This is a genomic window from Rummeliibacillus sp. TYF005 (genome assembly GCF_003844195.1).
Classification (GTDB): domain Bacteria; phylum Bacillota; class Bacilli; order Bacillales_A; family Planococcaceae; genus Rummeliibacillus.
This window is the reverse complement of sequence record NZ_ML122541.1, coordinates 249,081-264,680: the sequence shown is the minus strand read 5'-3', so window position 1 is coordinate 264,680 and position 15,600 is coordinate 249,081. Positions and strand designations below refer to the sequence as shown.

General features: G+C 35.9%; 11 protein-coding genes and 1 other annotated feature. All 11 genes read right to left on the bottom strand.

Annotation, left to right across the window (positions count from 1 at the left end):
- Positions 1-47: 47 nt before the first annotated feature.
- The 11 genes from CW357_RS01345 to lon all read right to left on the bottom strand — a co-directional run bounded on the left by CW357_RS01345 (position 48) and on the right by lon (position 15,478).
- Positions 48-1,013, bottom strand: a complete 966-nt coding sequence (locus CW357_RS01345; protein WP_124217171.1) for a nuclease-related domain-containing protein — start codon at positions 1,011-1,013, stop codon at positions 48-50.
- 550 nt (positions 1,014-1,563) lie between these two features.
- Complete coding sequence (locus CW357_RS01340) at positions 1,564-4,191, bottom strand: valine--tRNA ligase (RefSeq protein ID WP_199670720.1); 2,628 nt, start codon at positions 4,189-4,191, stop codon at positions 1,564-1,566.
- Between the two features lie 93 nt (positions 4,192-4,284).
- Positions 4,285-4,496: a binding site (T-box leader), on the bottom strand.
- Positions 4,497-5,118: 622 nt separating this feature from the next.
- Positions 5,119-5,697: a hypothetical protein gene (locus CW357_RS01330; protein WP_119415772.1), complete on the bottom strand. Its 579-nt coding sequence runs from the start codon at positions 5,695-5,697 to the stop codon at positions 5,119-5,121.
- 271 nt (positions 5,698-5,968) lie between these two features.
- A complete protein-coding gene (hemL, locus tag CW357_RS01325) occupies positions 5,969-7,261 on the bottom strand; it encodes a glutamate-1-semialdehyde 2,1-aminomutase (protein ID WP_119415771.1) in 1,293 nt (430 codons plus the stop codon).
- A gap of 3 nt (positions 7,262-7,264) precedes the next feature.
- Positions 7,265-8,248 carry a porphobilinogen synthase gene (gene hemB, locus CW357_RS01320; RefSeq protein WP_119415770.1) on the bottom strand — a complete coding sequence of 328 codons (984 nt, stop codon included), beginning with the start codon at positions 8,246-8,248 and terminating at the stop codon, positions 7,265-7,267.
- On the bottom strand, positions 8,245-9,015 hold the full coding sequence (locus tag CW357_RS01315; protein ID WP_124217170.1) for a uroporphyrinogen-III synthase: 771 nt from the start codon (positions 9,013-9,015) through the stop codon (positions 8,245-8,247). Before CW357_RS01315 ends, hemB begins: the two co-directional genes overlap by 4 nt.
- The gene (gene hemC, locus CW357_RS01310; protein ID WP_119415768.1) at positions 9,005-9,937 is read right to left on the bottom strand and encodes a hydroxymethylbilane synthase; all 933 of its coding nucleotides are present in this window, start codon (positions 9,935-9,937) and stop codon (positions 9,005-9,007) included. Before hemC ends, CW357_RS01315 begins: the two co-directional genes overlap by 11 nt.
- A gap of 19 nt (positions 9,938-9,956) precedes the next feature.
- Complete coding sequence (gene ccsA, locus CW357_RS01305) at positions 9,957-10,787, bottom strand: cytochrome c biogenesis protein CcsA (protein WP_119415767.1); 831 nt, start codon at positions 10,785-10,787, stop codon at positions 9,957-9,959.
- Positions 10,788-10,898: 111 nt separating this feature from the next.
- Positions 10,899-12,263 (bottom strand): glutamyl-tRNA reductase, encoded by a 1,365-nt coding sequence (gene hemA, locus CW357_RS01300; RefSeq protein WP_119415766.1) that lies wholly within the window; start codon positions 12,261-12,263, stop codon positions 10,899-10,901.
- A gap of 309 nt (positions 12,264-12,572) precedes the next feature.
- Positions 12,573-13,154, bottom strand: coding sequence for a ribosome biogenesis GTP-binding protein YihA/YsxC (yihA, locus tag CW357_RS01295; RefSeq protein WP_119415765.1), 582 nt, complete (start codon positions 13,152-13,154; stop codon positions 12,573-12,575).
- A complete protein-coding gene (gene lon, locus CW357_RS01290; RefSeq protein ID WP_124217169.1) occupies positions 13,151-15,478 on the bottom strand; it encodes an endopeptidase La in 2,328 nt (775 codons plus the stop codon). The genes yihA and lon overlap by 4 nt, the downstream gene beginning before the upstream one ends.
- Between the last annotated feature and the right edge of the window lie 122 nt (positions 15,479-15,600).

The following is a 15,600-nucleotide window of genomic DNA, read 5'->3' as shown; positions in this document are numbered from 1 at the left end:
TGACTAATTCTCACGCGATTTTGACAATTTATATCCTACTACATTTGTTAATTAGATTTATAATTTAAATAAGGAAGCATATATTTTACCCTGCTTGTTTTTCCCAATTTTATTAAGTTCATATTTTTCAACATTCTATAAGATTGATCAACACTTTTTATATTAAGAAATTTTCTACATTCTTCATTGGATATTTTATTATTTATTATTGTTAAATAATCATAAATTGCCCTTTCATGAGCTTTTGAACTTTTAGAATAGCAATTAGGGCATCTCCAGTAATGGGATAATCTCTTCATTCCAAGTGTATTGCACTTATTACAGATTACACCATTTGAAACATCCTCTCGCGGAATATTATATCGTTCAATTAATGGGTAAGGTATAAATTCCTTATGCTTATCTAAAATGGAATGCCTCAAATATTCTAGCTCATCGTCAGTAATAGAATCGCATTTTGTCACAATCCTTCGTAAAAGTGGCTTTATTTCATTTTTTTGTAGGACTGTAGTTTTGTTAGAACTTTGCTTAATAAAGCTTGATGTAAAAGGAAAAATTATTGCTCCGTAGACTGGAATATGAATATTCTTATTTTGGAAAAATTTTTGAAGTTGGTAAATATATTCTTCTAATTGAGGCTCTGGACTTTTAAAAACATGAATTTCACCATCAGGTAGTGTACGGATAAGTTGACTAGGATTGTCTGTCAATTCAATAGCTCCTTTAATATTTTTCACTTCAAAAATAAATGCATAGTAACGCGTTAATATTAAAATGTCAATTTGGATATGGCTTTCTATAGACAAATAGAGATCATGAAAAATGTAAAACTGGTATGGTAATTGGAGTTGCTCAAGAGAGTTCATTACAACTTTTTCGCCAAAGTTTCCTGCTTTAATACGGTTATATTCGTTCAATAACTCTTGCCTTTTTGGATTTGACAATGAGAGTCTTTGAATTAGTCCATATAGTGCATCTAAATAATGTGTATCAGAATACCCTTTTCCAATCAAATTGCTTCCTCCTTCCACTCTAGGTCAAACAAAGTATAAAAGGGTTCCCTAAATCATGCAAAGTAGCGAAATTAAAAAGCGTGCATTTTTTATTTGATAAAAAATCATTTTTTTATCATTTTCATTTATTTAAGCGAAATAAATACAAATTTTACTATACAAAAAATAGTTTTGCTTAATTTTGATATTTTCTATTTCTGTGATTTTCTCAGTTACTCATTCCTACTCACGCGATTTTTGGTCGGTCTCCCGCGATTTCGACTGCTCCTTTCGCGATTTTCGTTCGGTCTCCCGCGATTTTGACTAATTCTCCCGCGATTTTGACAATTTATATCCTACTTCACTTGTTAATTAGATTTTTTATTAGCTGTTTCTCCCGCGGTTTCCGGTTGGTCTCCCGCGATTTTCAGTCTGTCTCACGCGATTCTGTCTAATTCTCCCGCGGTTCCGACAATTTATATCCCAAAACTCCTCTCATCCATAGTAATCCACATAAAAAAACGCCCAAGCTACAAATAGTTAGCTTGGGCGATTTTTCTTTGTATAAAAACTACATATTTTTCAATTCAGCAATACGTTTTTCAACAGTTGCAAATTTTTCTAGGTAGTCTGCTTCTTTTTCACGTTCAGCAGCTACTACTGCTTCTGGTGCTTTTGATACGAAGCGTTCATTGTTTAATTTACCTTGAACACGTTTTACTTCTTTATCCCATTTTTCAAGTTCATGAGTAAGACGTTCAATTTCAGCAGATACATCGATCAAACCTTCAAGAGGTAAGAATAGTTCAGCTCCTGATACAACAGCTGACATTGTTTTCATAGAAGGTTGTAGGTTTTCACCTAAAGTTAGTGTTTCTGGATTACAGAATTTTTCGATGTATGCTTTATTTTCTTCAAGAACTGCAAGAGTTGCTGCATCTTTAGCAGAAATGTACATAGGTACTTTTTTGCTCATTGGTGTATTTACTTCTGCACGGATATTACGAACAGCACGAATGATATCCATTAACAATTTCATATCTTGAGATTGTTGGTTGAAAGTAAATTCTGGGTTCACCACTGGCCATGAAGCTTGTGTAATTGATACACCTTCATGAGGAAGGTTTTGCCAGATTTCTTCAGTAATGAATGGCATTAATGGATGTAATAGACGCATAGTATTGTCTAAAACATATGCAAGTACGGAACGTGTTGTTTTCTTAGCCGCTTCGTCTTCACCGTATAACGGCAATTTAGCCATTTCAATATACCAGTCACAGAAATCATCCCAGATAAAGTTGTGTAAATGACGACCAACTTCACCAAATTCATATTTATCTGCAAGACGAGTAACTTCTTCGATTGTTTCGTTTAAGCGAGTTAAAATCCATTTATCTGCAACAGATTTTTCGCCAGTTAAATCGATTTCATCATATGTCATGCCATCCATGTTCATAAGAGCGAAACGTGATGCATTCCAAATTTTGTTAGAGAAGTTCCAAACAGCTTCTACTTTTTCTGTTGTATAACGTAAATCTTGACCTGGAGATGAACCAGTTGCTAAGAAGTAACGCAAAGAGTCAGCACCATATTTTTCGATAACATCCATTGGGTCAACCCCGTTACCAAGCGATTTAGACATTTTGCGACCTTCACCGTCACGAACTAAACCATGGATTAATACATCTTTAAATGGACGTTCGCCTGTGAATTCAAGACCTTGGAAGATCATACGAGATACCCAGAAGAAGATAATATCGTAACCTGTAACTAACGCACCAGTTGGATAGTATCGTTTGAAATCTGGGGCATCAGTATCTGGCCAACCCATTGTAGAGAAAGGCCATAATGCAGATGAGAACCAAGTATCTAATACGTCTTCATCACGAGTCCAGTTTTCTTCATCTGCTGGTGCTTCTTTACCAACGTAAACTTCACCAGTTTCTTTATGATACCAAGCTGGAATTTGGTGACCCCACCATAATTGACGAGAAATACACCAATCGTGGACATTTTCCATCCAACGAGTATATGTGTTTTCAAAACGATTTGGCACGAAGTTTACCTTTTCTGCTTCTTTTTCTTGAAGTTCAAGAGCAGCTTTTGCAAGTGGTCCCATTTTAACAAACCATTGTGCTGAAAGATAAGGTTCTACGACAACACCAGTACGTTCTGAGTGACCAACAGAGTGAGTGTATGGTTCAATGCGGATCAATACGCCCATTTCTTGTAAATCTTTAACGATTTGTTTACGACATTCGAAGCGATCCATGCCTTGGTATTTACCAGCATTTTCGTTCATCGTACCGTCTTCGTTCATCACGATAATACGTTCTAAATTGTGGCGATTACCAACTTCAAAGTCATTAGGGTCATGTGCTGGAGTCATTTTTACAACACCAGTACCGAATTCCATATCTACATAATCATCGGCAACAATTGGAATTTCGCGACCTACGATTGGAAGAATTGCTGTTTTACCTACTAAGTGAGCATAACGTTCGTCTTTTGGATTTACAGCAATACCACTATCACCAAGCATTGTTTCTGGGCGAGTTGTTGCAATTTCAAGTTTGCCAGAACCGTCAGCTAATGGATATTCCATATGATAGAAAGCACCTTCGATATCTTTGTAAATAACTTCGATATCAGATAATGCAGTTTTTGCTTGTGGATCCCAGTTTATAATACGTTCACCACGGTAGATTAAACCTTTTTCATAAAGCTTAACAAATACTTCTTTTACTGCATCTGAAAGACCGTCGTCTAAAGTGAATCTTTCACGAGAATAATCAAGAGCCAATCCTAATTTTGCCCATTGTTGTCGGATTGTGCCTGCAAAATTTTCTTTCCATTCCCACGTTTTTTCGAGGAATTTTTCACGACCTAGATCGTAACGAGAAATACCTTCTTCACGAAGTTTTGCTTCTACTTTTGCTTGTGTCGCGATACCTGCATGGTCCATTCCTGGTAACCAAAGAGCATCATATCCTTGCATACGTTTCATACGAACAAGAATATCTTGTAATGTTGTATCCCAAGCGTGACCTAAGTGTAATTTACCAGTAACATTTGGTGGTGGGATAACGATTGAATATGGTTTTTTACCACTTTCAGGTTGAGCTTTAAAAAATTCTCCTTCAAGCCACCATTCGTAGCGACCTTGTTCAATCGACTGCGGATCGTATTTTGTAGACATTGTTGTAGTTTGTTCAGTCAATTGGATGACCTCCTTTAATACTCGCTATCAGTAAAAGTAAATGGGGAGAAAATAAAAAACCTCCGCCCCTAAACAAAGGGCGAAGGTATTATTCGCGGTACCACCTTAATTTCAGCAAAAAGCTGACACTTCATCTGATAACGGCTTTTCACCGGTTTCTGCTACTAATTTGTTCACAGAAACTGCTCCAGGGCTACCTTCAAACGTCTACTTGAGAAACTTGCACCAACCGTTTCCTCTCTAACAAGTAGGAGCGTTCTACTCCTCCCCTTCTTCGCATATATATAGCTGTATTCATTTTACCGAATTAAAAATTGTTTTTCAAGCATTTCAAATTTCTGATTTTAAATCATATTCCCCACTTAATACTTTTAGACATTGAAGCAGAAAATAACATTTGCAAAACTCCAAACTCAAGAATAATAATTGATATCAAAAGATATTTCGATATAACGTTATAATTTAAAACCATAAATACATTCTTATCATTAATAAATGAAATTATTTAGAATGGAATCAGGGCATTCATCATCATTCACTAAAAAATTTATGTACAAAGAAGTTGATAAAGACAAAGCACCATTACATCACAGAAAGATTGCAAAAATAAAAGATCTATACTTTGTAGAGTAAACTGCATAATAACTTTCCTACTTAACTACAAAAATCCATTCCTAGCAACATATAATACTAGGAATGGATTTTTCATTTTAAAAGAAAGGAGATTGAAACATGAAAAAGGGTCGTTACAATCCATATTTACTCCCTCCTTGGTTGCGCAAGACAAGGTTTTACTGTAAGAATATCATCATACCTATATCCTGCTTTCAATTCATTCGAGTCATTTTTGTACCGACATCTTTAGACGTTGTCTTACTGTTAATCTTTTTATTACTTTGGTATTTGTTATTTACGGATACCATTTAATTGAATTTCAACAGTTGTATAATGTTCTTCTAAGTCCCACAATAGTTCGCTTATGATTGATTCTTCGTCATCATATGCTTCAGTAGATGTATCTGAGAGGTCGACTAAATCTGTACTTTCTACAGGTTGTACTACGGCCTCTGACGATTCATTCTGTAGCTCTTCATAACTACATTCTACTTGATACTTAACCTGACAAATACCATCATCTTGCATCTCTACTTTAATATCTCGTGCATTTAATTTAACAGATGATTGTGGGATTTCTTTTGGCAAACTAATTTCAAAGGGATTAGCATATTCAAAATATGCTTCTTTTTCTTTCCATTCCACGTCATCTATTAGAGTGCACTCATTCGATAACTGTTTTACCCTTTCCTTTTCTTTATCAAATTCAAGAAAAGCTGATAGGTGATAAATGCCCGAAATTGTGAGTGATAAATCATCTACTTGTTGCTCCCAATGTGGTACTACTTTTATCTCACTTACTTTTACTGGGCAGCCATATGATTCTGGAAAAATAAATGATTCATTTATTTCCCTGGTAATATTTTTCACTCGCTATCCCTCCTCTATCTTCATATATATGCAAAAAAAATGAAAACAGAACTTTTCGAAAAATAATAAAATGAAATTATCTCACCCTTACCAAAAGGGATATTCAAATCTTATACCCTCCCATTAGATTTAATAAATCTAGTGGGAATTTTGAATATAAGCTACATTCTTGATAGTAGGAACATATATCAATAATTATTTTAATATAACAAGTAAATTTCAAAATAAAAAAAGCCAACGAAAATTAAATTTCGTTGGCCATTGTTATATCTTATCTTGCTAATTTCTTAAATACTTTTTGGAATGCTGTTACTGTTTTTGCGATATGTTCTTCTGTATGTGCAGTTGAGAAGAATACACATTCAAATTGGGATGGTGGAAGGAAAATTCCTTCTTCAGCCATTAATGCATAGTAATCAGCGAATAATTGTAAATCAGCAGTTTTTGCTGTTTCAAAGTTAATAACTTTTTCATTTGTTAAGAAGTAGCCAATCATAGATCCTACACGGTTTACTGTGTGTGGAATATGGTATGTTTCAGCTGCTTCGCGGAAACCAGCTTCTAATTGGTCGCCTAATTTTTTGAAGTATTCATATGATTCTGGTGTTACGTGATTTAATGTTTCTAGGCCTGCTGCCATTGCTAGAGGGTTCCCTGAAAGTGTACCAGCTTGATAAATTGGACCAGCTGGAGCAACACGTTCCATAATTTCACGTCGTCCACCGAAAGCACCTACTGGAAGACCACCACCGATTACTTTACCAAGGCAAGTAAGGTCTGGTGTTACACCAAGATATCCTTGCGCACAGTTAAAACCTACACGGAAACCAGTCATAACTTCATCGAAAATTAGAAGTGATCCAGCTTTTGTTGTCACTTCTCTTAAACCTTCCAAGAAACCTGGAAGTGGAGGTACACAACCCATATTACCAGCAACTGGTTCAACTATAATTGCAGCGATATCTTCCCCATATTTTTCGAATACTTGTTGTACAGCTTCTAAATCGTTATAAGGAACAGTCAATGTATTTTGAGCAATTCCCATTGGTACTCCTGGACTGTCAGGTAAACCTAGTGTTGCAACACCTGAACCAGCTTTGATTAATAATGAATCACCATGACCATGATAAGAACCTTCAAATTTTAAGATTTTATCACGTCCAGTATAACCACGTGCTACACGAATTGCACTCATTGTTGCTTCTGTACCTGATGAAACCATTCTCACCATTTCAACAGAAGGCACACGTTTAATCACTTCTTTGGCTAACTCATTTTCAATAACTGTAGATGCGCCAAAGCTTGTACCTGTTTCAGCAACTCGTTTAATAGCTGCTACTACATCAGGATGTGTATGTCCAATAATTAGTGGTCCCCATGATAGAACATAGTCAATATAGTCATTACCATCTACATCAGTAATAATTGCTCCGTGACCTTTTTCCATTACGATTGGATCCATATTTACTGCATTAAATGCGCGAACTGGGCTGTTAACCCCACCTGGCATTAAATTGATTGCTTCAGCAAATGCTGCTTTTGATTTTTCATGTGAACGAGCCATTGATTATTTTTCCTCCATCCATCGAACTGCATCTTTTGCATGATAAGTGATGATTAAATCTGCACCTGCACGTTTCATGCCAGTCAATGTTTCGAGAACGATTTGTTTTTCATTTACCCAGCCATTTATTGCTGCAGCTTTAACCATCGCATATTCGCCACTTACGTTATAAGCTACAACTGGCAAGTCATAGTTATTTCGTACATCACGAACAATATCTAGATATGAAAGAGCAGGTTTTACGATTAAGAAATCTGCGCCTTCTTCTACATCACTTGTAGCTTCTCTCATCGCCTCATTACGATTTGATGGGTCCATTTGATATGTTTTACGATCACCAAATTTAGGTGCTCCATCTGCCGCATCACGGAATGGTCCATAGTAAGCTGAAGCATATTTCACTGCATAAGACATGATTGGAACATCTTCAAATCCAGCTTCATCTAAACCTTTACGAATAGCAGCTACAAAGCCATCCATCATGTTAGAAGGTGCAATAATATCTGCGCCTGCTTGTGCTTGTGAAACAGCTGTTTTTGCAAGAATATCTAATGAAGGATCATTTAAGATTTTATGATCTTCTGAAACGACACCACAATGTCCGTGTGAAGTGAATTCACATAAACATGTATCAGCAATCACTACAACGTCTGGATAGTTCTTTTTGATAAAACGTGTAGCTTCTTGCACAATTCCGTGATCATGGAAAGCTTGTGTTCCTACTTCATCCTTTTCAGCTGGAAGTCCAAATAAGATAACAGATGGAATGCCAAGAGATACGACTTCATCCATTTCTTCACTTAAACGGTCTAGAGAAAATTGATACACACCTGGCATTGAATCTACAGGATTTTTAATATTTTCTCCATCAATTACGAAGATTGGGTAGATAAAATCTTCTTTGTGTAAGTATGTTTCTTTTACCATCGCACGCATTGTTGCAGATTGACGTAAACGACGATGTCTTTTAAAATTCAATTCTGTCATGATTCTTGTTCCCTTCTTTTAGCCAGTTCGTCAATAATGGCCATCATCGTATATTTTTTTGGTATTATATCTACCGTAACTCCCACTTGGTGTAACGCAGTTTCTGTTACGTGACCAATTGCTACAACCTCAAAGCCGCTCCATCCTATATCGGGTGCTATATGCTTTGCAAAAACATCTACTGCAGATGGACTTGCAAAGATCACAGTAATAGATTGACATGGCGATTGTTTGATCAAATTTTTTATAGCAGAAGTATACTCAAGAGTTTGAATGGTTTCATAAACTGTCCATTCTTCTACTGGAAACGGTAATCCCTCTCTTATAGTAGCCTTTGCTAAACTACCTTTCAAGAATAGACAACTTTTTAATTGTCCTACATGCTTTGGGAATTCCTTTACAAAAACATCTGCACTATATGTAGAAGGCATAAAATCAATTTTCAGGCCTAATGCTTCAATTGCTTGAGCAGTTTTTTCGCCTACTACAGCAATTTTAGCAACACATTTATCTATAGTCTGTTTAAATCGTTTTAGTTTATTCGAAAATGATTGCACCGCATTTTGACTTGTGAAAATAAGCCATTCACAGGCAAAAGCACGATTTAGCATATCGAAATCCTCTGAAGTTTGGACTTCTCTAACAGTAATAAGCGGTAAGTGATGTACTTTACCGCCTAATTCAATTATTTTAGAAGATACTGAGTGAGTCATTTTCGTGCCAGTTAGAACAATTTGTTGTCCTTGTAATGGCAAATTATTTGGCATTTTGCTCAGCCTTTACTTTTTGAATCAAATCAAATGCACCTTGAGCTGTTAACTTAGTAGCTACTTCTTTCCCAGCTGCAACAGCATCTTTTGATACAAGAGATTCTTTATAAAAAACAGATGCATCAGGAGCTGCTACAAGGCCAGTAAAGTTAACTTGTCCTTCGTTATAACGAGCAAATCCAGCGATTGGCACTTGGCAACCACCATCCATAGCAGCTAGGAATGCACGTTCAGCTTGAGCTTCTTCCCATGTTGCTTTATCTGTTAGTTTAGCAAGTTCTGCAAGTAATTCTTCGTCATCAGCACGACATTCGATTCCTAGTGAACCCTGTCCAACTGCTGGCATACAGATATCTGTAGATAGATACTCAGTTACTACTTCATCATTCCAGCCTAGTCTTTTAAGTCCTGCTGCTGCTAAAATTATTGCATCGTATTCATCTGTTTCAAGTTTTGCCAAACGAGTATCTACGTTACCACGAATCCATTTAATTTCTAAATCAGGTCGAGCAAGTAATAATTGTGCACTACGACGTAAACTACTAGTACCTACAACAGCACCTTTAGGAAGATCAGCAAATTTTACATGACCTTTTGATATAAACGCATCACGTGGATCTTCACGTTTTGGAATACAACCAATTACAAGTCCTTCCGGAAGTATAGCAGGCATATCCTTCATACTATGAACAGCAAAATCAATTTCTTTATCATATAATTCTTGTTCAATTTCTTTTACGAATAAGCCTTTCCCGCCAACTTTAGATAATTGAACATCAAGGATTTTATCACCTTTTGTAACTATTTCCTTCACTTCAAATTCAAATGGTGCCCCTGCTTTTTTCAATTGGTCAATGAACCAATTTGTTTGAGTTAAAGCAAGCTTACTTCTTCTTGAACCTACAATAATTTTACGCACTTACAATCCAACCTTTCTATTAATACCAAAAGTGAAAACTTGATAATCGACTTCCTAAAAAGAAGTTGATAATTACAATCAAGAACGCATAGACATGTGTCCAAGCATACATAGTAGTATGTAGTTTTCCTTTGCGATTTCCATATAAAATTAAACAATAGATTAATAAGGATACAAAAGAACCAATTATTTTCGCATCAAAGATTGTAAAGTGATCAAATGATGTAATTCCCCATTGTAATCCTAATATTAAACTAATAAGTAGAAACGGTATACCTGTTAATAATGCTGCTGACATACCTTTTTGGGCTTGGTCCAAAGATGGAAGCCGTGTCCATTGTTTTGTCCATTTCTTTTTCTTAAGTACATTATAAAGGATTAAATACAATGCAGAGAAAACAAATGACAAAGAAAATGCAACATATGACAAAATTGCGAACGTTACATGTATAAAGAGTAACTCAGAGATTAGCGTATGTCCTACAGGTGACTGAGCAATCTGACTGGGTGCAAATGTATGAATGGTCATAAATATAAACCCAAGCACATTTAAAAAGAATACCGGCAAATCCACACGGTATAAGCAATGCAATAATATGGAGATTGTCACTAATAACCAAGCATAAAAATAAATGCCTTCAAATAAGGACAAAATTGGGAAACGATGTGTTTCTATAATATAAAGACCTAAGAAGATTGACTGCATCACCCAAACAATAGATACTAACCAAAAAGCAATTCGGTGAGCCTTTGCATCCTTATTAAGGTAATCAATAAAATAAAAGACAAGACTGATCGCATATATGACGGTCATTGCTTCATGCAGCCTTGTCATTGTCAAATCAGTCATAACCGACTCCTTTGTACTTTTGTTACTTTATTCAACTTTATTCAATTAAAAAAGCGTCTTCGCACCTCTAAGTTTATCACATAGACACGAAAACGCCTTCTAAAAAGTTCTTTAATATGACAATTTAGCATCAGCCTTTTGGGTTTCTAACGCTAATTTTTGCATGCGTTCTTTTTGGTGAAGTTGTTGTTTTCGAGCTTCTTCTTCTACTTCTTCTTCAATCCCAAAAATTTGTTGGAATAGCGCTAGTTGCTCTTTCGACTTTTGAGAACCCGCCATTTCTTTTGCTTGCAAAATTGGTTCTTTTAACAATTGATTGATAATCGATTTCGTATGCTTATTTAATACCTTTTTCTCACGTTCCGTTAAGTTAGGCATTTTATTTTCAATACTTTGCATAGTATCATATTGAATTCGAGCTGCTTTTTGTCGAAGAGCTGCAATAACAGGTACTACGCCTAAAGTAGCCATCCAATCTTTGAATTCATCAATTTCTGTATCAATCATTGATGTAATTTGCTCAGCTGCACGTTGACGTTCTGCAAGATTTGCTTCAACAATGCCGTGCAAATCATCAATATCATATAGAAAGACATTTGGTAAATCTCCAATTCGTGGGTCAAGATCACGCGGAACTGCGATATCTACCATAAATAAAGGTTTTCCTTTACGTAAATGTTCAACGTATTGCATCATGTCAAAATCGATTACATAATCTGTTGCACCAGTTGAACTGATTAAAATATCAGCTTCTAAAAGTACACATTGAAGCTCTTGCATTGACTTAGCAGTACCATGGAATTTCTCAGCTAAAACTTCAGCCTTTGAGAACGTACGGTTAACGACTGTTACTTTTCCGACACCGCTTCCATATAAGTTTTCAGCAGCTAATTCGCCCATTTTACCGGCACCTAAAATAGCCACATGCTTATTTGATAAAGAGCCAAAGATTTTCTTTGCAAGTTCAACTGCGGCATATGAAACAGAAACTGCATTTTCACCGATTGCTGTTTCTCCGTGTGCACGTTTTGCAAAAGTAATCGCTTGTTTAAATAACTTATTGTATACAGTACCGGTTGCACCAAGTTCTTGAGCTTTTAAAAAGCTGCCTTTAACTTGTCCTAAAATTTGAGTTTCACCTAGCACCATAGAGTCAATCCCTGAAGATACTTTGAATAAATGCATCATCGAATTATCTTCTTCACGAATATAAAGATGCTGTTCAAAGGATTTCACAGGGACATGGAACCACTCTGCCAAAAATTGCTTAATATAATAACGTCCTGTATGCAATTGGTCAACAACTGCATAAATTTCAGTACGGTTACATGTTGAAACGATTACATTTTCTAATATACTTTTTTGACTTTGTAATGCTCTCATCGCTTCGGGAAGTTCTTCTTCAGTAAATGAGAATTTCTCACGAATTTCGACGGGCGCTGTTTTATAATTCAAGCCTACTACTATGGTATGCATGAAATTATACACCTCTCACGTTCTAATTAGCGATTTCAATTATAACATATATACAAATCAATTCTTGTCCTCAATTGTGAACATGATATGACATAAAATCGACATTAATTCATTTAAAGTTCTTTAGAATTATTATAATCTATATTTTATCAAATCATACACACGAGCACAATATTGTTGCTTTTAGATTAAATTTTCAGATATTTAATTGACAATGAATCGTTACTTTTGAACTCTAAATGAAGATTTCTAATACAATCAGATGTTATAAAAAACCTGAAGGATCATCCTCCAGGTTTTATGTAAGAATTACATTCTCTTTTCGATTTCAGCCCAAGCTTCTTCGATGCCCATTCCCTTTTCAGACGAGAACAGAATAAGGGGGTCGCTTGGATCCATATCAAGTACTTCTTTTACAATTTTTTTATGTTTGGCATAATTTCCTTTTTTAATCTTATCCGCTTTTGTTGCAATTACAATCGTTGGGATATTGTAATGTTTTAAGAAATCATACATCATACAATCATCGTCAGTAGGTTCATGACGTATATCTACAATTTGGACAACAGCTTTTAACACACTTCGTCCAGTTAAATATTGTTCTATCATTTTCCCCCATGCTTCACGCTCTGTTTTAGAGACTTTAGCATAGCCATAACCAGGTACGTCAACAAAGAATAATTGCTCTTCAATTTTATAGAAGTTTAATGTTTGTGTCTTTCCTGGTTTTGATGAAATACGAGCCATACTCTTTCTACCAATCATTCGATTGATAAAAGATGATTTCCCAACATTAGAACGACCTGCTAGAGCAAACTCTGGCAGACCGTCCTCTGGATATTGTGATGGTCGAACTGCACTGATGACCATCTCTACATTATTGACTTTCATGAAATCCCTCCGTCTAACGCTAATTCCAATACTTCATCTGCGTTTGACACGGGCTTAAATGTGAGCCCCTTTCGAACACTTTCTGGAATATCATCAATATCACGTTCATTGTCTTTCGGTAAAATAATTGTTGTTAAGCCTGCACGATGAGCACCAAGTGATTTTTCTTTTAAACCGCCAATCGGAAGAACACGACCTCTTAAAGTTACTTCACCTGTCATCCCAACCTCACGTCTTATTGGACGCTTGGTTATTGCAGAAGTTATTGCTGTTACCATTGTTACACCTGCAGAAGGACCGTCTTTTGGTACAGCACCTTCAGGGACATGTATATGAATATCATGCGTTTCAAAGAAATCTTCTTCAATAACCAATTGTTCTGATTTTGAGCGCACATAAGAAATGGCTGTTTGAGCAGACTCTTTCATAACATCCCCTAGCTTACCGGTTAATTGGATTTTACCTTTACCTGGAGTAAGGGATACTTCAATTTGAAGAGTGTCTCCTCCAACAACTGTATAGGCTAAGCCTGTTGCAACGCCGATTTGGTTTTCTTTTTCAGCTTGTCCATGATGGAATCGATGTTTTCCAAGTAGATCCTCTAAATTTTTTGAGGTAATAACCACTCGCTTTTTATCGCCCGACACAATTTGTTTTGCAGCTTTTCGACATAGTGAAGCCACTTGACGTTCTAAACCGCGTACACCCGCTTCTCGAGTATAATAACGTATTAAGTCAAGAACTGCATCATCACGTATTTGTAATTGAGTTTTTTGCAATCCGTTTTCTTCCATTTGTTTCGGGATTAAATGTTTTTTGGTTATTTCCTGCTTTTCAACTTCTGTGTATCCTGCTATCGAAATAATTTCCATTCGATCTCGTAAAGGACCAGGAATTGTACTTAAATCATTAGCCGTAGCGATAAACATAACATTCGATAAATCATAAGTTTCCTCTATATAATGATCGCTGAAAGTACTATTTTGGTTTGGATCTAATACTTCTAACATTGCTGCAGAAGGATCTCCGCGGAAATCATTTGACATCTTATCGATTTCATCAAGTAAGAAAACAGGATTGATAGTACCTGCTTTTTTCATCCCTTGAATAATACGCCCAGGCATAGCCCCAACATAGGTTCTTCTGTGCCCACGAATCTCAGATTCATCGCGCACTCCCCCAAGTGATATTCTAACAAATTTTCGATTTAAAGATTCAGCAATTGATTTGGCTAAAGAAGTTTTCCCAACCCCAGGTGGTCCTGCTAAACAAAGGATTGGGCCACGAAGTGAGTTCGTCAGCTGTTGTACAGAAAGGTACTCTAATATTCGTTCTTTTACTTCTTCTAATCCTTCATGATCTCGATTAAGAATCTTTTCTGCAACATGAATATCTCGACGATCTTTTGTCGTCGTACTCCATGGTATAGAAAGGAGCCAATCTAGATAATTTCGGATCACACCACTCTCTGCAGAAGCGACTGGTATTTTTTCATAACGTCCTAATTCCTTTAATGCAACATTGCGCGTTTGTTCTGGCATATCTGATGTCTCAATGCGCTTTTTAAGTTCTGTAACTTCTGCCTGTTTACCTTCACGGTCTCCAAGTTCCTCTTGTATTGCTTTCATCTGTTCACGTAGATAAAACTCTTTTTGTGTTTTTTCCATTGCGCGTTTTACTTTGGTATTAATCTTCTGTTCCAGATTTAATACCTCTTGTTCATCATGTAATCGTTGGATTAATAGTTTGATGCGCTCTTTTACATCTATTGTAGAAAGGATTTCTTGTTTTGCTTGCATTTTTAGTGGTAAATAAGAGGCAATCGTATCTGCAAAACGTCCAGGTTCTTCAAGATCTGCAACAGTTTCATAAGCTTCATTTGAAATTTTACTAGATGACTTTGAATATTTTCCAAAATAGGATAATAACGTACGCATCAATGCTTCTGTTTCAATGTCGACTTCTTTTGCGTCTTCTAAATTTTCTATCTTAGCAGACACGTAATCATCAGAAATTGTAACTTTTTTGATTTTGGCACGATTAAGACCTTCTACAAGGACACGTAATGTGCCATTTGGCAATTTCAACATTTGCTTGACATAAGCAACTGTCCCTACTTGGTACAAATCCTCTTCAGTAGGATTTTCCACACTCATGACCTTTTGTGTGACAAGAAAAATTAAATTATCATCAGCCATCGCTTTTTCCAATGCTACAATCGAGCGTTCACGACCTACATCAATATGTAATAATATCGTTGGATAAACGAGTAACCCTCTAAGTGGTAATAGTGGTATGTCCTTTTTTCTAGTTACCTCTGCCATACGGGTGAACACCTCCGAGTAATTTTAAAGATCACATATCTTATTGTATCTTTTGAATTTATTATTTACACATTAAGTATGTTACAGAATACTCTTTTCATGCACAATATTAAGTTTAATCT